At 39.7% G+C, this 19,032-nt stretch carries 20 protein-coding genes and 1 other annotated feature; of the genes, 15 read left to right on the top strand and 5 right to left on the bottom strand.

What is annotated here, in order from left to right; genetic code table 11:
* The first annotated feature begins 137 nt into the window (after nucleotides 1-137).
* From AC1VU3_RS04260 to AC1VU3_RS04245, 4 genes are read left to right on the top strand one after another with little or no spacing between them, the layout of a single operon-like run.
* Complete coding sequence (locus tag AC1VU3_RS04260; protein WP_482982868.1) at nucleotides 138-1,757, top strand: methylmalonyl-CoA mutase family protein; 1,620 nt, start codon at nucleotides 138-140, stop codon at nucleotides 1,755-1,757.
* Nucleotides 1,754-3,910, top strand: a complete 2,157-nt coding sequence (gene scpA / locus AC1VU3_RS04255) for a methylmalonyl-CoA mutase (RefSeq protein WP_482982867.1) — start codon at nucleotides 1,754-1,756, stop codon at nucleotides 3,908-3,910. The genes AC1VU3_RS04260 and scpA overlap by 4 nt, the downstream gene beginning before the upstream one ends.
* Entirely contained in the window at nucleotides 3,910-4,995 is a 1,086-nt protein-coding gene (gene meaB, locus AC1VU3_RS04250) for a methylmalonyl Co-A mutase-associated GTPase MeaB (protein WP_482982866.1), read from the top strand. Before scpA ends, meaB begins: the two co-directional genes overlap by 1 nt.
* 36 nt (nucleotides 4,996-5,031) lie before the next feature.
* Complete coding sequence (locus AC1VU3_RS04245) at nucleotides 5,032-5,472, top strand: BrxA/BrxB family bacilliredoxin (protein ID WP_480388053.1); 441 nt, start codon at nucleotides 5,032-5,034, stop codon at nucleotides 5,470-5,472.
* Between the two features lie 78 nt (nucleotides 5,473-5,550).
* On the opposite strand, the gene prli42 is transcribed toward AC1VU3_RS04245, so the two are convergent.
* On the bottom strand, nucleotides 5,551-5,646 hold the full coding sequence (prli42, locus tag AC1VU3_RS04240) for a stressosome-associated protein Prli42 (protein WP_480388052.1): 96 nt from the start codon (nucleotides 5,644-5,646) through the stop codon (nucleotides 5,551-5,553).
* A 129-nt stretch (nucleotides 5,647-5,775) separates the two neighbouring features.
* On the opposite strand from prli42, the gene mce reads away from it, so the two are divergent.
* The 7 genes from mce (at nucleotide 5,776) to rnz (ending at nucleotide 13,013) form a co-directional block, all read left to right on the top strand.
* Nucleotides 5,776-6,186, top strand: coding sequence for a methylmalonyl-CoA epimerase (gene mce / locus AC1VU3_RS04235; RefSeq protein WP_480388051.1), 411 nt, complete (start codon nucleotides 5,776-5,778; stop codon nucleotides 6,184-6,186).
* 2 nt (nucleotides 6,187-6,188) lie between these two features.
* Nucleotides 6,189-7,736 carry an acyl-CoA carboxylase subunit beta gene (locus AC1VU3_RS04230; protein ID WP_482982865.1) on the top strand — a complete coding sequence of 516 codons (1,548 nt, stop codon included), beginning with the start codon at nucleotides 6,189-6,191 and terminating at the stop codon, nucleotides 7,734-7,736.
* Nucleotides 7,737-7,752: 16 nt separating this feature from the next.
* The gene (locus AC1VU3_RS04225) at nucleotides 7,753-8,865 is read left to right on the top strand and encodes a M20/M25/M40 family metallo-hydrolase (protein WP_482982864.1); all 1,113 of its coding nucleotides are present in this window, start codon (nucleotides 7,753-7,755) and stop codon (nucleotides 8,863-8,865) included.
* Nucleotides 8,866-8,881: 16 nt separating this feature from the next.
* The gene (locus AC1VU3_RS04220; protein WP_480388048.1) at nucleotides 8,882-9,355 is read left to right on the top strand and encodes a chemotaxis protein CheW; all 474 of its coding nucleotides are present in this window, start codon (nucleotides 8,882-8,884) and stop codon (nucleotides 9,353-9,355) included.
* Between the two features lie 63 nt (nucleotides 9,356-9,418).
* The gene (locus AC1VU3_RS04215) at nucleotides 9,419-10,660 is read left to right on the top strand and encodes a DNA polymerase IV (RefSeq protein ID WP_482982863.1); all 1,242 of its coding nucleotides are present in this window, start codon (nucleotides 9,419-9,421) and stop codon (nucleotides 10,658-10,660) included.
* Between the two features lie 90 nt (nucleotides 10,661-10,750).
* Nucleotides 10,751-11,611: a YitT family protein gene (locus tag AC1VU3_RS04210; protein ID WP_480388046.1), complete on the top strand. Its 861-nt coding sequence runs from the start codon at nucleotides 10,751-10,753 to the stop codon at nucleotides 11,609-11,611.
* Nucleotides 11,612-12,065: 454 nt separating this feature from the next.
* A complete protein-coding gene (gene rnz / locus AC1VU3_RS04205) occupies nucleotides 12,066-13,013 on the top strand; it encodes a ribonuclease Z (protein ID WP_480388045.1) in 948 nt (315 codons plus the stop codon).
* 233 nt (nucleotides 13,014-13,246) lie between these two features.
* Here the strand turns inward: rnz and proC are convergent, their stop codons facing one another.
* Complete coding sequence (gene proC, locus AC1VU3_RS04200) at nucleotides 13,247-14,062, bottom strand: pyrroline-5-carboxylate reductase (protein ID WP_482982862.1); 816 nt, start codon at nucleotides 14,060-14,062, stop codon at nucleotides 13,247-13,249.
* A gap of 51 nt (nucleotides 14,063-14,113) precedes the next feature.
* Nucleotides 14,114-14,325: a binding site (T-box leader), on the bottom strand.
* 119 nt (nucleotides 14,326-14,444) lie between these two features.
* Between proC and AC1VU3_RS04195 the strand changes: the two genes are divergently transcribed.
* The 3 genes from AC1VU3_RS04195 to AC1VU3_RS04185 are packed head-to-tail and all read left to right on the top strand — an operon-like array spanning nucleotide 14,445 to nucleotide 16,936.
* A complete protein-coding gene (locus AC1VU3_RS04195; RefSeq protein WP_482982861.1) occupies nucleotides 14,445-15,389 on the top strand; it encodes an MBL fold metallo-hydrolase in 945 nt (314 codons plus the stop codon).
* Nucleotides 15,376-16,128 (top strand): SDR family NAD(P)-dependent oxidoreductase, encoded by a 753-nt coding sequence (locus AC1VU3_RS04190; protein WP_482982860.1) that lies wholly within the window; start codon nucleotides 15,376-15,378, stop codon nucleotides 16,126-16,128. Before AC1VU3_RS04195 ends, AC1VU3_RS04190 begins: the two co-directional genes overlap by 14 nt.
* A gap of 10 nt (nucleotides 16,129-16,138) precedes the next feature.
* Nucleotides 16,139-16,936: an aminoglycoside adenylyltransferase domain-containing protein gene (locus AC1VU3_RS04185; protein WP_482982859.1), complete on the top strand. Its 798-nt coding sequence runs from the start codon at nucleotides 16,139-16,141 to the stop codon at nucleotides 16,934-16,936.
* Nucleotides 16,937-17,019: 83 nt separating this feature from the next.
* Here the strand turns inward: AC1VU3_RS04185 and AC1VU3_RS04180 are convergent, their stop codons facing one another.
* From AC1VU3_RS04180 to AC1VU3_RS04170, 3 genes are all read right to left on the bottom strand, one after another.
* Nucleotides 17,020-17,169, bottom strand: coding sequence for a Spo0E family sporulation regulatory protein-aspartic acid phosphatase (locus AC1VU3_RS04180; protein ID WP_480388113.1), 150 nt, complete (start codon nucleotides 17,167-17,169; stop codon nucleotides 17,020-17,022).
* Nucleotides 17,170-17,320: 151 nt separating this feature from the next.
* On the bottom strand, nucleotides 17,321-18,034 hold the full coding sequence (locus tag AC1VU3_RS04175; protein ID WP_480388040.1) for a Type 1 glutamine amidotransferase-like domain-containing protein: 714 nt from the start codon (nucleotides 18,032-18,034) through the stop codon (nucleotides 17,321-17,323).
* On the bottom strand, nucleotides 18,027-18,365 hold the full coding sequence (locus tag AC1VU3_RS04170) for a VOC family protein (RefSeq protein ID WP_482982858.1): 339 nt from the start codon (nucleotides 18,363-18,365) through the stop codon (nucleotides 18,027-18,029). Before AC1VU3_RS04170 ends, AC1VU3_RS04175 begins: the two co-directional genes overlap by 8 nt.
* A gap of 111 nt (nucleotides 18,366-18,476) precedes the next feature.
* On the opposite strand from AC1VU3_RS04170, the gene AC1VU3_RS04165 reads away from it, so the two are divergent.
* On the top strand, nucleotides 18,477-18,977 hold the full coding sequence (locus AC1VU3_RS04165) for a TetR/AcrR family transcriptional regulator (protein WP_480388038.1): 501 nt from the start codon (nucleotides 18,477-18,479) through the stop codon (nucleotides 18,975-18,977).
* Nucleotides 18,978-19,032: the final 55 nt, after the last annotated feature.

The following is a 19,032-nucleotide window of genomic DNA, read 5'->3' as shown; positions in this document are numbered from 1 at the left end:
CACTGTTTATTTATTCGCAATTTTATATTAATATATCAATTGTGTTCAAAGTGCTCTAAATATTCTTTATAACGAAACTTATCTCATGTAGAATAGAGCGTATAGGTAACAAAATAATAGAAGGGGAGGCGGGTTTCATGACAATAGAAAGCATGAGACAAACGAATTTCCAAGAGGCTACAAAGGAAAAATGGGAAGAAGTAGCATTAAAATCACTTAAAGGGAAATCATTAGATACTCTAACTACGAAAACAATTGAAGAGATTATTTTGAAACCGCTTTATCAATTAACAGACTTAGAATCTGTTTCTGAAAACCAAGTAACTATTATTAGAGAATCTAAGGTATCCGGTAACTGGTCTATTGCACAAGAGGTTTCCGGTAACACCGTAGATCAAGTTTTAGAAGATATGAAGAATAGTTTAGATAGAGGTAATGAGGTAATTCGCTACAAAGTGAAAAAAGACCACTTATGGAGCGAGGAGCAGCTTACAGAATTACATAAGTATACAGAGCAGACAAAAATCATCGTGGATGTAAAGGAAAACCCTTCCTTTGTAAGTAAAATAAAAGGACTACAATGCTTTGTAATAGGTGGGAGTGAAGAACATTCCTATATAGATGGGGTAAAGGTACATAAAGATGGGGGAGATGCTGTTAGTGAGCTAGTAAGTGTCTTGCTACAAGCAGATGAACGTTTGAACGAATCAGGCATAGCTACCCTTACTAATAACAGTCTGGTGCACTTTGCAATGGACACAAATTTCTTTATGGAAATTGCGAAACTTCGTGCGTTCCGCATTCTATGGAAAGCATTTGGAGAAGCAAATGGGGAAGATCATATGAAAGCTATCCCTATCCTAGCGGAAACTTCTCTACGTTCATTTTCCGTGTTAGACCCGTATGTTAACCTACTAAGAGCAGGTAACAGTACACTTTCGGCAGTATTAGGTGGAGCCGACTATATTACTGTGCTGCCATATGATTATTTAACAGGAGAAACAGCAGCTTCTAAAAGATTTGCTCGCAATATCCAGCTGATGATTAAAGAGGAAACGCATATAGGTAGAGTGATAGATGCAGTCGGCGGCTCCTATTATATAGAAACTATTACAAATGAGCTTGTAAGAAAGAGTTGGAATTTGTTTATAGAGCTTGTGAAAGACGAGCCTTCTATACGTGAAGAGAAGCTAAAACAACGAACACAACAAAAGTGGGAAGAGCAATTATCGGCTGTAGCAACAAGGAAGAAATCGTTAATTGGAACGAATATTTATGCCAACCCGTCTGATCAGTTTACAAAGGTTCAAAAGGGTGAAGATTACAAAAGACTAGCGGAGCCTTTTGAAAACTTGAAAGAAGGCTTTCAAAATAACCCCATAAAGGCAGCAATTTTACCTTATGGCACGCTTAAGGAATATAAAGCTCGATTAGATTATGTTAGTGGCTTTTTAACTTCCATTGGTGTCGTACCAATTGTTTCTCCTTCCAACATGAAGCCATTCGATCTACAGGCTTGGATAAACGAAAATGACATACAGTACGCGGTATTCGTAGGAAATGATGAACAAACAGCAGGACTAGTTCCCGCACTTCTGAACGAAAAAATCACTATTCCATTAGATGTAGCAGGTAAGTTTGAGGAATATGAGGACTGGCTAGAGGCAGGTCTTTCTGGACGCATATTCGCTGGTCAATCTTTACTAGAAAAAGGGAAAGAGCTTCTCGACCTTGCACAGGGAGGATTACAAAAATGAAAACATCTAAGTATGAGCAAATCTCCATAGACAAAGTAATAGAGAAAGCAGCCAATCCTTCTAGGGAGGATAAAAGCTTTCGAACGAATGAAGGGATTTCATTAAAGCCTGTTTATACAAAAGACGATATTGCTGGCGTAAAACACTTGAAGGATCTTCCTGGTATTGCCCCAAATACGAGAGGACCATACCCTACTATGTATGTTTCCAAGCCATGGACAGTCAGACAGTATGCAGGATTTTCTACTGCCGAGGAAAGTAATGCATTTTATAGAAGAAACCTTGCAATGGGACAAAAGGGTTTATCCGTCGCATTCGACCTTGCAACTCACAGAGGGTACGACTCAGACCATGAGAGGGTTACTGGGGATGTTGGAAAAGCGGGGGTAGCTATTGATTCTGTAGAAGATATGAAAATATTATTCGATGGAATTCCGCTAGACCAAATGTCCGTTTCTATGACGATGAATGGTGCTGTTCTACCTATTATGGCATTTTATATCGTGACAGCTGAAGAACAAGGTGTATCACCTGAACAGCTTGCTGGCACTATACAAAATGACATTTTGAAGGAATACATGGTGAGAAATACTTATATTTATCCACCAGAAATGTCGATGAAAATTATTGCAGATATATTTGCCTATACGGCTAAGCATATGCCGAAGTTTAACTCCATTTCTATCTCCGGCTATCATATGCAAGAAGCAGGGGCGACTGCGGATATTGAGCTTGCTTATACACTAGCAGATGGGCTTGAATATGTTCGAACTGGTATTCAAGCAGGGATAGACATAGATAAGTTTGCACCAAGACTTTCTTTCTTCTGGGCTATCGGAATGAACTACTTTATGGAAATTGCAAAAATGAGAGCAGCGAGACGTATGTGGGCACAAATGATGCAAAGCTTTGACCCGAAAAATCCAAAGACGTTGGCTTTGCGTACACATTCCCAAACTTCTGGCTGGAGCTTGACAGAGCAGGATCCATTTAACAATGTAACGAGAACACTTATTGAAGCAAATGCTGCTGCCATGGGTCACACGCAATCACTACATACAAACGCATTGGATGAAGCGATTGCCCTGCCTACAGATTTTTCTGCACGTATTGCTAGAAACACTCAGCTTTTCCTTCAAGAAGAAACAAACATGACAAAGGTGATTGATCCATATGGTGGTTCTTATTATGTGGAAAAGCTAACAGAAGAACTAATGGAAAAAGCGTGGAAGCTGATAGAAGAAATCGAGAACCTAGGTGGAATGGCAAAGGCTATCGAAACTGGCCTTCCAAAAATGAAAATTGAAGAGGCGGCTGCTAAGAGACAAGCACAAATTGATTCGGCGAAAGAAACAATCGTGGGTGTCAACAAATATCGATTAGAGCAAGAGGATGCTATAGATATTTTAGACATCGATAATACAGTGGTGCGTCAAAAACAGATGGAACGTTTGGCTAAGGTGAAGGCGGAGCGAGACGAAAAGGCTGTTCAAGAAGCACTGGCTTCTCTTACAGAAGCAGCAAGAACCGGAGAAGAGAATTTACTTGCAGCAGCAGTAGAGGCAGCAAGAAGACGTGCAACATTAGGGGAAATTTCTGATGCGATTGAGGTTGTATCTGGTAGACATAAGGCGGTGATTCGATCAGTGAGTGGTGTTTATAGTTCGAATTTTAATGATGAGGAAGAGCTACGTCTTGTAAAGCAGATGTGTGAGGACTTCAAAGAAAATGAAGGAAGACGTCCAAGAATTCTCATTGCTAAAATGGGGCAGGATGGACATGATCGTGGAGCAAAGGTAGTAGCGACAGCATTTGCTGACATGGGCTTTGACGTGGACATCAGTCCTTTATTCCAAACACCTGCGGAAACTGCACAGCAAGCAGTAGAGAATGATGTGCATGTTGTTGGGGTCAGCTCCCTTGCAGCAGGGCATCGTACATTAGTGCCGGCTTTAAAAGAGGAACTAGCGAAGCTTGGAAGAGAGGATATCATTATCGTGGTTGGTGGTGTAATTCCTGCTCAGGATTATGATTTCTTGCGTGAGAATGGAGCAAGTGCAATATTTGGGCCAGGTACAGTTATTCCAGTTTCAGCTCAACGAGTGATTGAAGAAATTTATAGAAGACTGGGTTATGAGGAAGTGAGCGAATAATGACAGAAGAGGAGAAATCTTCCCTGGAAGTTCGGCACGGAGTAGTCTCTAAACATGATGGCATGAACAAGTCTCCTAGAAAGATATTTAAGAAAAAAAGTAAGCTTGAAATTAATGAACAAGAATTTATCGAAAAGCTACAAGCCGGATCAAGGCTTCATTTAGCAAAGGCAATAACCTATACAGAAAGCACAGCACCTGATTATCGAGATATCGGTCAGAGTCTACTAAAAAAGCTGTTACCTTCTACCGGAAACAGTATCAGAATAGGGATTACGGGTGTTCCGGGTGTTGGGAAAAGTACATTTATAGAGGCTTTTGGGAAACTACTGTGTGACAAAGGGCACAAGGTTGCGGTGCTTGCAATTGACCCTAGCTCCTCCTTAACAGGGGGGAGTATTTTGGGTGATAAGACAAGAATGGAAGAGCTTGCAAAGCATCCGAATGCATTTATTCGGCCTTCACCATCAGCCGGTACACTAGGTGGTGTGCACAAGAAATCGAGAGAGACCATGCTCCTTTGTGAAGCGGCAGGCTACGATGTCATTCTAGTCGAGACGGTTGGTGTTGGCCAAAGCGAGACGATTGTACGAGGAATGGTAGACTTCTTTATGCTGCTTGCTTTAACAGGTGCTGGTGACGAGCTACAGGGCATGAAAAAGGGAATCATGGAGCTTGCCGATGCAATTGTCGTCAACAAAGCAGATGGCTCAAACGAAGCTTTAGCCAAGAAAACAGCAGCAGAATTTGAACAAATCCTTCATTTCCTAGCTCCTGCTTCTCCAAATTGGGTTACTCCCGCACTCGCTGTTTCCTCCTTATATAAATCAGGGCTGGAAGAGGTATGGGAGACAATCCGAAAGTTTGAGAGAGAAATGAAATCAGCAAATTATTGGGATAAAAGAAGAAAAGAGCAGACAATCGAATGGTTTAAAACAATGATTGTCGATAAACTATACGAGGACTTTTTTTCGTCGAATCAAAAGAAAGAGAAAATGAGTGCTTTAGAGGATATGGTACGTGAAGAGAAGATGACAGTCTCCCAGGCGGTGGAAGAGTTATTTTCCTCGAATTCTAACCAATAATCTGCTAAGATAATAACTGGAAAAGGAGTGTTTTTAATGAATATGGATTTTAACTTACTCATGAACGATATGATTATACAAGCAAGAAATGAAATGGAAGCGAGCGGCTACGAGCAGCTTACAACTCCAGAAGAGGTTGACGCAGCATTTGCTCGTCCTGGTACTACACTTGTAATGATTAACTCTGTATGTGGATGTGCAGGCGGAATTGCTCGTCCAGCTGCTGCTAACGCTGTACATTATGATAAGAGACCTGATCATTTAGTAACGGTGTTCGCAGGCCAAGATAAGTTAGCTACTCAGCAAGCTCGTAACTTATTTGGAGATGATCACTTACCATCATCACCATCTTTTGTGTTATTAAAGGATGGCCAAGCTGTTGCGGAAATCGGACGTCATGAAATAGAAGGACATGCGCCTACCTCTGTTATTAATCACTTACAGGCTTTATTTGAAGAATATTGTGATGAGGTTTAAGAGCATCCTTTGGCATGAGAAATGCTGAAATGGATAAAAAGAAACAGCGGAAGCAATTTGCTCCCGCTGTCTTTTTAATTAGAGAATAAAGCTTAAACCGAATAATAGTGTCGACATGACCATTACTAGAATCATCATATAGATTACGATTTTACGAAATGTTTGATTGCGCATGAAAATTCTCTCCTCCTGATTGTAACTCTATTTTATCAAAAACGAAAAAAACTACAAGAGGTGGAGATTTCTTTTTGAAATATGTACAATAGAGTAGTGAATAATCTAACAAATAAGGAAGTGGAAAAAATGGACAAAGTAGATCATATTGGAATAGCAGTAAAAAGTATTGAAGCAAGTCTTCCATATTACACAGATGTGTTAGGGCTTTCACTTATACATATTGAAGAAGTAGTTTCTGAGAAAGTAAGAGTTGCCTTTATCGATAGCGGAAATATAAAGCTAGAACTTTTACAGCCAATGGATGAAACAAGTACCATCCACTCCTTTTTAGAAAAAAAAGGTGAAGGAATCCATCATATTGCCTTTGGCGTGACAGGGATTCAGGAGAGACTAGATGAGCTGAAAAACAAGGGAGTACGCCTCATTCAAGAAATACCAAAGATCGGTGCTGGTGGAGCACAAGTTGCTTTTATCCATCCTAAATCTTCTGGTGGTGTGTTATACGAGTTATGTGACAAATCGAAGGGGGCAAAATAACAATGGATATCTACGAAAAAATTAATGATTTATATGATCGTAAGCGTAAGATTGAGCTTGGTGGTGGAGATGCTCGAATTGAAAAGCAGCATGAAAAGGGAAAACTTACTGCCCGTGAGAGAATCGAGTTACTTGTGGATGAAGGAACCTTTGTGGAACTAAATCCATTTATCCAGCATCGTACCACGGACTTTGGCATGAACAAGCAAGAGGGTCCTGGAGATGGTGTTGTAACTGGTTATGGTAAAGTAAATGGGAGACCTATTTATTTATTCTCACAAGATTTTACCGTTTTCGGTGGTGCGCTTGGAGAAATGCACGCTCTAAAAATATCCAATGTAATGGACCTTGCTGCAAAAAATGGGGCGCCATTTGTCGGATTAAATGATTCAGGTGGGGCACGTATCCAAGAAGGGGTAGTATCTTTAGATGGATACGGACAAATTTTCTACCGCAATGCAATTTATTCTGGAGTTATCCCGCAAATTTCTGTTATTCTAGGACCATGCGCAGGAGGAGCTGTTTATTCCCCTGCAATTACGGATTTTGTTTTTATGACAGATGAGACAAGTCAAATGTTTATCACAGGTCCAAAGGTTATTGAAACTGTAACTGGTGAAAAAATTTCATCTGAGGATCTAGGTGGATCAAAAGTACATAATACGATTAGTGGTAATGCCCATTTCCGAGGCAAAACAGAAGAAGAAGTGCTTGCAAGTGTTCGTGAGCTTTTAAGCTATCTTCCGCAGAACGCAGAAGAGAAGCCACCAGTTGCTTCAGTTGATGTGGAGGACGACTACCGTCCAGATTTAGCAGATATTGTCCCATTTGAGGCAATTAGACCATATGATATTCGCAATGTTATTAATCAAGTAGTAGATCAAGGGTCTTTTCTAGAAGTTCATAAGGAATTTGCTAAAAACATTGTGGTTGGATTAGCGCGTATCAAAGGAGAAGTAGTTGGCTTGGTATGTAATCAGCCAAAAGTGATGGCTGGCGGATTAGACATTGACTCTTCCGACAAGGCAGCTAGATTTATTCGCTTCTGTGATTCATTTAACATCCCTCTTATCACATTTGAGGATGTGACAGGTTTCTTCCCAGGCATTAAGCAGGAGCATGGTGGAATAATCCGACATGGTGCGAAAATTCTCTATGCATATTCTGAAGCTACGGTACCTAAGATGACAGTAATTCTACGTAAGGCATACGGCGGGGCCTATGTAGCACTTAACTCTAAATCAATTGGTGCTGATCTTGTATTTTCTTGGCCAAATGCGGAAATAGCTGTAATGGGTCCTCAAGGAGCAGCTAACATTATTTTCGCTCGTGAGATAGCTGGAAGTGAGAATCCTGAAAAAACAAGAGCAGAGAAAATAGAGGAGTATCGTGAAAAGTTTGCGAATCCATATGTTGCAGCGTCAATGGGAATGGTCGATGATGTCATTGATCCAAGGGAAACAAGGATTAAACTGATTCAAGCGTTAGAAATGATGAGAAATAAAAAAGAAGAAAGACCAAAGAAAAAACATGGGAACATCCCATTATAAAAAGGAGTTATCCTAAATGGATCGTTTAGTAAAAGAATTTATAGAGTTAGTACAAATAGATTCTGAAACAAAGCATGAAGACAAAATAGCTCCTGTACTAATGGATAAGCTAAAAAATCTTGGCTTTTCCGTCCTTCAGGATGATTCCGCAGCAAAAACGGGTCATGGAGCTGGAAATATCATTGGAACTTTAAAGGGAACGAAGCAGGATAAAGATGCCATATACTTTACCACGCATATGGACACAGTTGTTCCAGGCAAAGGTATTAAACCAGTTATAAAAGAAGATGGCTACATCTATTCTGATGGAACAACTATACTCGGAGCTGACGACAAGGCTGGAATTGCCGCATTCTTCGAAGCAATTAGACGAATAAAAGAAGAAGGAATTGAGCACGGAGACATTCAAGCAGTGATTACAGTCGGTGAAGAAAGCGGACTAGTAGGAGCAAAGGAATTAGACCCTTCTCTACTTACTGCAAAGTATGGCTATGCAATTGATAGTGACGGAGAAGTTGGTGGAATTGTAAATGCAGCTCCTTTTCAAGCCAAATTATGGACTACCATTACAGGAAAGACAGCACATGCTGGAGTAGCGCCAGAAAAAGGTATTTCTGCGATAACTCTCGCTGCAAAAGCTATTTCAGCTATGAAGCTTGGTAGAATTGATGAAGAAACAACGGCAAATATCGGTAGATTTGAGGGTGGACAGGCCACAAATATCGTCTGTGATACAGTTCACATACTATCAGAGGCTCGTTCGATAGATAAGAATAAGTTAGATCAGCAGGTTGAGCATATGGTTAACACCTTTTCTGAAGTTGCAGAAAAGCTAGGAGGAAAAGCAAAAACGGAAACACAGCTTATGTATCCAGGCTTCCGTTTTGAAGAAGACCATCAAGTAGTAGAAGTAGCCAAAAAAGCAGTAGAGCGAATTGGAAGAACTCCAGATATTAAAACTAGTGGTGGAGGCAGCGATGCGAATGTGATTGCAGGCTTTGGGATTCCAACAGTTATCCTTTCAGTGGGCTATGAAGAAATTCACACAACGAACGAGCGTATGCCTGTGGCAGAGCTACAAAAATTGGCTGATCTATTGGTAGAAATTATAAAGGTAGCTGCAGAATAAGGAACGGAGGGTCGCTATGTCTAGTGAAAAAGTAGTTGTCTTTCAATGTGGCAATGAAGATTATGCTGTAGGAGTAGAGCACGTAGTATCCATTGAAAAAATTGATCATATTAATCCAATTCCTCATATGCCTGAGTATTTAATTGGATTAATGAAAATAAGAGGAGAGCTTATGCCAATCCTGGATTTTGAGCAAATACTATACAACCGCAGTGGCTTGAAAAATGAGAATGCTCGAATCGTTACAATGCTTACGAAAGACCTAAGTTATGGTATCCTAGTAAGAGAAGCAAAAGAAATATTAGACATACCTCATGAGAATCTGAAACAAATGGGTTTAATGAATTACTCAAAGACCCAGTATTTCACCAGTATAGCCAATCTAGAAAATCGGATGATTACAGTTGTAGACCCGAGTATTTTAGTAAGATCATTGGATGGAATTAAAGAGATTCAAGCTTATTTAGAAGAGGAAAAGAGTAAACAATAGGTTAACTTTCCAAATTTGGAGAAGGTAGCTATAAGGCTGCCTTCTTTTCAATGAGGTGATGGGATGAAGCGGACAAGTAGAATTATTTTTCATGTTGATATGAATAGCTTTTATGCTTCTGTCGAGCAAGCTCACAATCCATCTCTAAAAGGAAAGGCTATAGCTATTGCTGGAGATCCCAAGCAACGAAGGGGTATATTGGTTACCTGCTCTTATGAGGCAAGGGCTAAAGGAATATATACCACTATGTCTGTTTGGGAAGCCAAACGTAAGTGTCCAGATTTGATTCTTCTCCCACCTGATTTCTCAAAATATCGAGCTGCCTCTAAAGCGATGTTCGATATTCTTCGTTCTTATACTCCACTAGTTGAACCAGTCTCCATTGACGAAGGCTATATGGATGTTACACAAATTTCTGGTAACCAGGCGATCGAGCTGGCGGAATCTATTCAAAGAAGAATTTTGCGAGAGCTAGATTTACCTTGTTCTATCGGGATAGCCCCAAATAAGTTTTTGGCAAAAACAGCTTCCGATATGAAGAAGCCGATGGGAATCACGGTTTTGCGGAAAAGAGAGCTACCAGAAAAGCTGTGGCCTAAAAAGGTTATAGAGATGCATGGAATTGGTGAGAGTACAGCTCAAAGATTAAACGAGCTTGGAATTTATACTATTGGGGAACTGGCTCATGCAACTCCCGAGCTTCTAAAGAATAAACTCAGTAAGAATGGTATACGGCTTTCTGAAAGAGCAAAGGGAAACGACGAAAGACCTGTTGATCCTGAATCTATCTATGATACAAAAAGTGTAGGGAATTCCACCACCCTTCCCTTTGATGAAACAAATCAGGATGAATTAGAAAGAGTATTAAAAAGGCTTTCTCAAAAAGTAGCAGAAAGACTAGAGGCAAAAAGCTTAGCAGGAAAATCACTTACTGTTCAAATTAGAGATAGTAATTGGAACAATAAAACAAAAAGTAAGACAGTACAAAGTAATTTGTACAAAACGGAAGATATTTTTAATTTAGCAAAGCAACTGTTCTTGTCTGCTTGGAATAGTGAGCCTATTCGTCTGTTAGGAGTAACGGTCAATAATGTGGTGGATTTAGAAGAAACAGTTGAACAGCTTTCTATTTTTAACTACGAGGAGCATGCACAGGAAGAGCCGATATTAAAGCTAGTCGAGCAGCTTCAAAGTAAGTATGGAAAGGAAACTATTAAAAGAGGTATTAAATTAAAAAAGAAGCCTTCCATGGAATCGAAAACAAGCTTTAGCAAAGACTTTTTAGATGATCATGATAAGGAATAACCTTGGATATGTTTAGTTTTATTGTTCGTTAAAAAGAATTGGTAACAATTTCAGTAAATATATCCAAATAATAGGAATAGGAGTATTGTGATGAAAGAAAATAAAGTTTTAGAATTAGTTCGAAGAATTATCCCAATCGTTATAGGGGCAGCGTTAGCGGGTTATGCACTTGAAGCAGTGCTTATCCCTAACGCTGTCATCGATGGTGGAGTAACTGGTGTTAGTATTATGGGGAATTACTTATTTGATATTCCACTTGGTATATTACTATTTGTCTTAAACATTCCTTTTGTTTATTTGGGATATAAGCAAGTTGGGAAAACTTTTGCGATTTTGAGTGTGATTGGGATTGGGGCTTTGTCCATCTCGACAACTCTTATGCATCATATTAATCCAATCTTAAGCGCAAATGATCCGCTACTGGTTGTTCTCTCTGGTGGGGTGCTATTAGGATTAGGGATCGGGATAGTTTTACGTAATGGTGGTGCCCTAGATGGCGCAGAAGTTTTAGCGGTATTAATATCACGTAAAATTCCTTTTTCCGTTGGAGATGTTATTCTATTTATTAATGCTTTTATCTTTATAGGAGCAGGCTTTATTTATGGCTTAGAGAGTGCCCTTTATTCGGCAACAACCTACTACATTGCAAAAGTAGTGATAGATGTTGTTCAGGTTGGTCTAGAAAGATCGAAATCTGTACGTATTATTAGCAAGCATTCGGAAGAAATCGGATCAGCTATTCAAGATCGTCTAGGGCGTGGAGTTACCTATTCTCAAGGTCGAGGTGGTTTCTCGAATGAGACGATGGATATTGTTACTTGTGTGATTACGAGAATGGAAGAGAATAAGCTATTGTCTATTGTAAAGCATTTTGATCCAAGTGCGTTTGTGGTAATTACAGATGTTGCAGAGGTACGTGGTGGAAGCTTCAAGAAACGAGATATTCACTAATTGTAGAAGTTAACAAAACCTTTCTTTTAAGTGGAAAGGGGCAGGGAAAATAGAAAGATTAGCACTTGTGATTCTATCTAAGGATATGAATCATGAGTGCTTTCTTATTTTGAAGCCTTCGGTTCTTCGCTGCGTCGGACGCTTGGAGTGGAGGCCAACAGGATGTTGGTCAGGAAAACGTTGTCACAGGATGTGACGTTCTTAGTTTTCCCTCCCCTAGGCAAGCCAGCACCCAACTCTTACGCGCGTGGTTGTGCTGTCTTGCCTGTCACCTGCTCCGAACCAATAGTATTTCCTACTAGAAATTGATTTTGACTAATAAATTCTTGAAAGAAGAAACCTATTGCTCTAAAAGGAGTATTTAGAGAAGAAGCGATGAAAGAAGTGGAAAGCAGAGGGATTTTGTTCTACACTTATAAATATATATGTGACATACAGATTGGATGTAGGGTAAATGGAGTTAGAATTTTTAGGGACAGGGGCTGGGATGCCCTCTAAGCATAGAAATACCTCTTCACTAGCGATGAAGCTTTTAGAGGAGAGAGGAACTTTCTGGTTGTTTGATTGTGGGGAAGCAACCCAGCATCAGATTCTTCATACGACCTTAAAGCCAAGAAAATTAGAGAAGATATTTATCACACATTTACATGGTGATCATATTTATGGGCTGCCTGGATTAATAGGATCTCGTTCTTTTTTAGGAGGGGAGGAGCCACTCACTATTTATGGACCGAAAGGATTAAAGAGTTGGCTTGATCTATCATTGGATATATCTCAAACTCATCTGAAATATCCTTTACATATTGAAGAGATAGAGGAAGGGGTTGTCTTTGAGGATTCTTCTTTTATCGTAGAATCCTTGCTTTTAGAGCATGTTATCCCGTGCTTCGGATATAAAGTAACGCAAAAGCCTCTTCCTCCAGAGTTATTAATTGAAAAAACAGATGCCTTGGGAGTACCGAGGGGTCCGCTTTTACGGGAACTGAAGGCGGGAAATGATATAGAGTTAGAGGATGGTCGTGTGATTCGAAGTAAGGATGTAACAGGTGAGGAAAAGCCTGGCTTTCAGGTAACTGTACTGGGAGATACGAAGTATAGTGAAAATTCGATAAAGCTTAGTCGAGGTGCTGACATTGTTATTCACGAGGGAACATTTGATCGAACGACCTCCGAGCTAGCGGGGCAATATGGACATTCCACCATTATAGATGCTGCCAATGTTTGTAAAGAAGCAGAGGCAAAAAATTTAATTATTAATCATATCAGTGCACGCTTCCTTCCTCAGGACATAAAAGAAATACTTGCACAGGTACAGCATTATCCGTTTCCTATATTTTTAGCAGAGGATTTTCAGCAATTTGAATGGAAGGATCAAACGCTCATAAAACAAAATAACTCGTAAAGCCACTTTTACTAAGTGTAAAACTCGGTGTCGAAAACTTTCGGCTACCGAGTTTTTTTGTTACTTTTTTTCAAGAATTACTAGCAAAAATGTAGCAAAAGGACCTAAAAACAGGGATATGAGAAACCAATTTAATCCACTTCTGTTTTTACCCTGTGCTATTCCTGCATTGATCAGCATAAGAGTACCCCAACCAACTGCATACGAATTATCCATTTGTTCAACCACACTTTCTATTTATCATATTGTTTACCAAGAATTCTCGATTTGTTTTGGGCAGCATCAATACAAGCAAAGATAGCTTCATCAACTTTATATTGAATAAGCTGTTCAATTCCAGCTTCTGTTGTACCTCCTGGGCTGGTAACTCTTTTTCTCAGCTCCTTAGGCTCCGCTTCTCCATTTTTCAGCATTTCCACAGCTCCCTCCATCGTTTGGATGAATAGATCCCGTGCAATTTTAGGGTGAAGGTCATGCTGCACTGCTGCCTTTTCAAATTGTTCTGCAAAATAATATAAGTAGGCAGGCCCACTTCCGGATAGCGCTGTTACTATGTGCATATCCTCTTCTTCAACAAGCTCTACGGTGCCAATTGCTTGTAGAAGGTCTGTGATTAGCTGCTGTTGATCACCAGTCACCAGCTTGTTCCAACAGATAGCAGAAGCACTCAAGCCTACAGAAGCGGAGGTGTTTGGCATCACTCTTGCAACTGGTCTATCTCCTAAAAGAGAGGAAAGTGTCTGAATAGACACACCAGCAACGACAGATATGATAGCTGCACTCTGAGAGAGGAAAGGTTTGATTTCCTGACAAGCACTGTTCACGTCCTTTGGTTTGACTGCTAGTACGACCAAGTCAGCCTCTTTGAGGGCTATCCTTTTAGGGCAAACAATCTGTATTTGATACGTTTGTTTTAATTTGTTCAGCTGATCAACATCAGATCGATTCATCACAAACATATCTTTGGGAGCTATCTTTTTTTCCTTCAGTATTCCCTTGATTATTGCCTCTGCCATAGAGCCTGCTCCCACAAAAACAATCCTTCTCAAGCCAATTCCTCCTTTTCTATTTGAACATAAAAAGACGCTATCATCCTCATCTATAAGGACGAAAGCGTCTACTTCCGCGGTACCACCTACATTTACTGGAATAACCAGTACATCTCTTGTCTCCTTATCGCGAAGTCACGACTATGTTTTCATAGTAGCTCAGAAGCAGGTTCTACAAATGAGCGGGAGGTGAAACTTTCAGCGGGTCATTTCACTCTCTTTTCTCCATCAAGTTGTATACTAGTCTTCGTCTTGGCTTAAATTTTTTGATTAATGAAATTATAGAGAACTGAGATAGAAAAGTCAATACTAGTTAGTGACTGTCTCCATAAAAAAAGGTACAATAAAATGAATAGTCATTCATATCGTAAGGAGTTTTTCGATGATACATAAAATTACATTACCTACCCCTTTTGCAGTTGGAGATGTAAACGCTTATTTGATGAAGGGTGACTCTCTAACATTAGTGGATACGGGTACAAAGACAGAGGAGGCTTTGCTGGCTCTTCAAAAAGGAATAGAAGAGGTTGGCTATCAAATAAGTGATGTGGAGCAGGTAATACTGACGCACCATCATCCAGATCACGCTGGTTTAGTCGATTATTTTCCAAAAGCAAAGCTTTTTGGTCATAGCTATAACCAAGTTTGGCTGGAAAAAGAGGAAGCATTTTTTCAATATCATGATGATTTTTATACCAAATGCTTGCTAGAGGAAGGGGTACCCACCGAATATCTGAATTGGGTGAAGAAGATGAGAAGGCCCATCCATTTTATAGGCAATAGAAAGCTAGATAGTTTTTTAAAGGAAAATGATTCTGTGCCTGGGCTACCTGGTTATAAGGTGATAGAAACTTTAGGACATGCGCAAAGTCATATTTCCTTATGGAATGAAAAAGAAGGAGTTCTCATAGGAGGAGATCATATTTTAGATAAAATATCCTCTAATCCATTAATTGAACCACCACTTCCTATAGGCGCGCCAAGACCGAAATCTATGCTTCAATACAACGCCTCCTTGAAAAAGGTTCAGCTATTGGATGTTCGAAAGGTGTATGCTGGCCATGGAGACGAAGTAGAAGGGGTTTCTAGTCTCATTTCCTACCGATTAGAGCGACAAAGGGAGAGAGCTTTGAAGGTGTTAGAAATGGTGAAAGAAGGAGAGAAAACGATTTATCAGCTTACCCAGCAGCTTTTTCCAAAGGTTTATGAAAAGGAGCTGGGCCTTACGCTATCGGAAACCATTGGCCAGCTGGATTTTTTAATGGATGAGCAGCTTATACGTGAACGTCGAGATGAAAGAGGTATCCTTTATTATGAAGTATGCTAAAAAAATCTTAGTGACTGGTGCCACTAGTGGCGTTGGTTTGTTATTAGTACAGAGACTAAAGCAAGAGGGGCATGAGGTTTGGGCTACTGGTAGAAACAGAGAAGTGTTAGTGAACCTCCAAGAGCAAGGAATCCAAACAATACAAGCTGATTTAGCATCTGTTGAATCCTATGAGGAGCTCTTTGGAAGAGTTGGTGTGCCAGATACAGTTGTCCTAAATGCGGGCGTCGGAACCTTTGCATATCTAACCGATCTGCCTGAAAGCAAAATAGATGATATGCTACAGATTAATGTGTCTGTTCCTATCAAATTATCTAAGTATTTTGCGGAAAAAATGAAGGATAAGGGTAGGGGACACTTAATTTTCATCGCATCGCAAGCCGGTAAGGTAGCAACCCCAAAGGCCTCTGTCTATGCTGCTACCAAGCATGCGATATTGGGCTTTGCAAATGCAGCGCGGATGGAGCTTAAGGAGCATGGCATTTTTGTTTCTACTATTAATCCAGGTCCGATTGACACGCCATTCTTAGATTTGGCAGATCAAACCTCTACCTATCGAAACAGAATGAAGAGCCATCTCTTGCAGCCGGAACAAGTAGTGCGAGCAATCGTGAAAGTGATAGAAAAACCAAAAAGAGAAGTAGATATCCCTTTCTATATGAGCATAACGAGTAGGCTATATGCAGTCATGCCAAAGACAGTGGAAACCTTAGGAAAAAGCTTTTTCACTAAAAAATAAGGAGGAGTATATGAGTTTTTATTGGAACGACCTGCCTAAGTCTTTTCGAAAACAAGTGTACGAATTAAACAAGGAAGTGAAAGATAAGATAGGGAGTCAGTATGTGGGAGCCTATATACATGGCTCTCTCGCTTTAGGTGGGTTTCAGCTTAACTCTAGTGACCTGGATTTGCTAATTGTTGTTCAAGATGAATCAAGCAAGCAAGTAAAAGAAAATATCACTAAGCTTTTTCTTCTACGCTCTACAAAAACATTTCCAATTGAAGTAAGTATCCTTTCGGTGAACCATCTAACTAGCTGGACGCATCCATCATCGTTTACCTATCATTTTAGTGAATACTGGAGAGCATTTTACGAAGGCAATAAAACGTATCAGGATATCCCTGTACAGAAAGATCCTGATTTGGCAGCTCACTTAACAGTTGTAAAACATGCTGGAATCGTATTAGAGGGGCCAGAAATAGAGTCGATATTTCCTTTGATTCCACGAGAGGATTACGTAGATGCACTTCTCCATGATTTTCAAGATGGCTTACATAGGATAGAGGAAAATCCGAATTACTATGTGCTGAATTTGTTGCGGGTATATAAGTACTTATGTGATGGATCTATTATCGGAAAGAGGGCAGGTGGCAAATGGGGGATATCAGCATTTCCTTCACATAGTCAAACGATAAAAGAGGCATTAGCAATATATGAGGGGAAGGATAGCTGCATAAATAAGAATGGACTGCTGGCCTTTCAACAGGAAATGAGCAGACTACTAAGCCCATTTTTACAAGCGAAGAAAAACCGAAATTATGTATGAGAGTGTCGGTACCAGCGACTTTGCTTTATCGACACTCTTTAGGTTCTTTTATACAAAAGAACCTAATTTGACATGTAAATTTATTAGCTTGCTCTTTGCTGGTATTTGTTTAATAATCTGTCAAGCTCTTGACTACAGGCTACGACAGCAGGATGCGATAATCCAAGGTCGTTAGCCTTTTTATACATGTCTTGTTGTTTGATCCCTATCTCTGTAAGAAGAGATTTGTACATTACGCTTTGTTTCACCAAAAGTTCCTCCATACATGAAATTTAGCTTCGAATAAAGTCAGTAAAGTGAAAGAAATAGAAGCAACTTTCCTAGTATAAAATACTTTTTTTAAGAAGTTTGTCAGTTCATGCAAGAAATAATAAAAACTTTTCGCTATATATCGCCTAAAAATACCATGTTTAAAGGTATTTCTATTACAAAATCCGACTCTTTCTTGACTAAATATGCCGTTTTCTGTTCTTTAGAGCAGATGATCTTATAAAGCGTGCCGTTCACAAAATGAAGCGCTGCACTATCTTGAATCCCATAGCCATTCCCAATTGTTTGATCACTTATTAGCTTGTGAAAGGCTGGTCTTCTTTCATTTTCACCATCGTAATGCGGACAAACACTCCCAGATAGAAAACCAAGTCCATTAATTGGATAAAGCTCTCCATTCTTTGGATTAGTAACTCCCTCCTCGAACCAGCAGATAGCTCCTGCACTTAAGCCTGCTAGGATAATTCCAGCGTGATAAGCTTTCTCCAGGATGTTATCAAGGCCCCATTCTTTCCAGAGGACCAGCATGTTACGTGTGCTGCCACCCCCTACATAGATAATATCCTGCTCCATAATAAACTCCTCTAAGTTTTCAAAGTTTGCATCGAACAGGGAAAGATGGGTTGGAGTACAGGGCTGCTGGCGAAAAAAACGATAAAAGCGCTCTATGTAATTGTCCTGATCTCCACTTGCAGTAGGAACAAAACATATTTTTGGCAGCTTCTTTTTTACCAATCCAAGTATATATTGATCTAGCAAAGGGTTGTCTGGCTCCATGGAAAATCCTCCGCCACCCATTGCTATAATTTGTTTATCTGGTCTATTCATTTGTAAAGTCCAGTATTCTGATTAAATTGCCATCTGCATCTTGAAAAATTGCATAGCGACCAGGTGGTATATCTACGGGCTCCTTTACAAACTGTAATTGCTCCTTGCGTTCTTCAAAGAACTGATCAACACTATCCACTAGGAATACTGCTCCTGGTTCAGTTCCATATTCGTCATTTTCAATCATCAGCTGAACATCACTTCCTGGTAGCTTGAAGGCCACTGTATGGTCTCCTTCTCTCCAGGCCTCTTCCAAGCCCAAGATATCTCTGTAAAATGCGATAGATTTTTTTAAATCCTTTACTGGGTAATCTATAAATGCTAATTTCATCTTTTATTCCTCCTACTTTAAATTTTCAGTCAATTAATTATGTATTACATAAACCGTTTATGTCAATCATAATTTATTTACGTATGTAAAAAAATATGCTATCCTTGTTCTATGAAAAATTGGATTCCGATACCAGGTACAACCAAAGATAAAATTATTCAAGTTGCCATCAGTCAATTTAGTCAAAACGGATACGAACAAACGAATATCGTAGAGCTTGCAAGGGAGGCTGAGGTAACAACAGGAGCAATCTACCATCATTTCGGCTCTAAAGCGAACTTATATGAGTTGATAAGGACCGAGATGGAGCAGAGGATAATCGATCGAATGGAGGGAGCAGCATCATTATTTGATGATAAGGAAGAGGCTTTAAAGGCCGCCCTTATCACTGCACTTAATTTTGCAGTACAAAAAGACCTCTGTTTATTGCTTAGTGAAGAGAAGCCTTATGAGCGGAATCATCATTTTGAGGAGATCATAAAGGATTTTGCAAATGAGGGCCATCTTTACATAGTCATCTTAGCAAGCTGGAAAGCTATCTTGAAAGGCATTCACAAGAAAGTGATTACCCATGAGGAAGGTAAAAAGCTCCTCAACCGATTGTTCCGGTAAAGCATATTTAGTATGGAGTACTTTTATATCATCCATTTGTTGTAGAGACACTTAC

Source organism: Psychrobacillus sp. Z16_25 (genome assembly GCF_056856695.1).
Note: the sequence above shows the minus strand (reverse complement) of the source record. Positions and strands in the feature narration are given on the sequence as shown.

Bases quoted from the DNA above. Each gene is read 5' to 3' on its own strand.
- AC1VU3_RS04260 (WP_482982868.1), top strand. From the start codon at position 138: ATGACAATAGAAAGCATGAGACAAACGAATTTCCAAGAGGCTACAAAG.
- scpA (WP_482982867.1), top strand. From the start codon at position 1,754: ATGAAAACATCTAAGTATGAGCAAATCTCCATAGACAAAGTAATAGAG.
- AC1VU3_RS04165 (WP_480388038.1), top strand. From the start codon at position 18,477: ATGAAAAATTGGATTCCGATACCAGGTACAACCAAAGATAAAATTATT.
- AC1VU3_RS04245 (WP_480388053.1), top strand. From the start codon at position 5,032: ATGAATATGGATTTTAACTTACTCATGAACGATATGATTATACAAGCA.
- AC1VU3_RS04230 (WP_482982865.1), top strand. From the start codon at position 6,189: ATGGATATCTACGAAAAAATTAATGATTTATATGATCGTAAGCGTAAG.
- AC1VU3_RS04180 (WP_480388113.1), bottom strand. From the start codon at position 17,169: ATGTACAAATCTCTTCTTACAGAGATAGGGATCAAACAACAAGACATG.
- AC1VU3_RS04170 (WP_482982858.1), bottom strand. From the start codon at position 18,365: ATGAAATTAGCATTTATAGATTACCCAGTAAAGGATTTAAAAAAATCT.
- AC1VU3_RS04225 (WP_482982864.1), top strand. From the start codon at position 7,753: ATGGATCGTTTAGTAAAAGAATTTATAGAGTTAGTACAAATAGATTCT.
- AC1VU3_RS04195 (WP_482982861.1), top strand. From the start codon at position 14,445: ATGATACATAAAATTACATTACCTACCCCTTTTGCAGTTGGAGATGTA.
- AC1VU3_RS04215 (WP_482982863.1), top strand. From the start codon at position 9,419: ATGAAGCGGACAAGTAGAATTATTTTTCATGTTGATATGAATAGCTTT.
- AC1VU3_RS04190 (WP_482982860.1), top strand. From the start codon at position 15,376: ATGAAGTATGCTAAAAAAATCTTAGTGACTGGTGCCACTAGTGGCGTT.
- AC1VU3_RS04185 (WP_482982859.1), top strand. From the start codon at position 16,139: ATGAGTTTTTATTGGAACGACCTGCCTAAGTCTTTTCGAAAACAAGTG.
- mce (WP_480388051.1), top strand. From the start codon at position 5,776: ATGGACAAAGTAGATCATATTGGAATAGCAGTAAAAAGTATTGAAGCA.
- AC1VU3_RS04220 (WP_480388048.1), top strand. From the start codon at position 8,882: ATGTCTAGTGAAAAAGTAGTTGTCTTTCAATGTGGCAATGAAGATTAT.
- meaB (WP_482982866.1), top strand. From the start codon at position 3,910: ATGACAGAAGAGGAGAAATCTTCCCTGGAAGTTCGGCACGGAGTAGTC.
- rnz (WP_480388045.1), top strand. From the start codon at position 12,066: ATGGAGTTAGAATTTTTAGGGACAGGGGCTGGGATGCCCTCTAAGCAT.
- AC1VU3_RS04175 (WP_480388040.1), bottom strand. From the start codon at position 18,034: ATGAATAGACCAGATAAACAAATTATAGCAATGGGTGGCGGAGGATTT.
- prli42 (WP_480388052.1), bottom strand. From the start codon at position 5,646: ATGCGCAATCAAACATTTCGTAAAATCGTAATCTATATGATGATTCTA.
- AC1VU3_RS04210 (WP_480388046.1), top strand. From the start codon at position 10,751: ATGAAAGAAAATAAAGTTTTAGAATTAGTTCGAAGAATTATCCCAATC.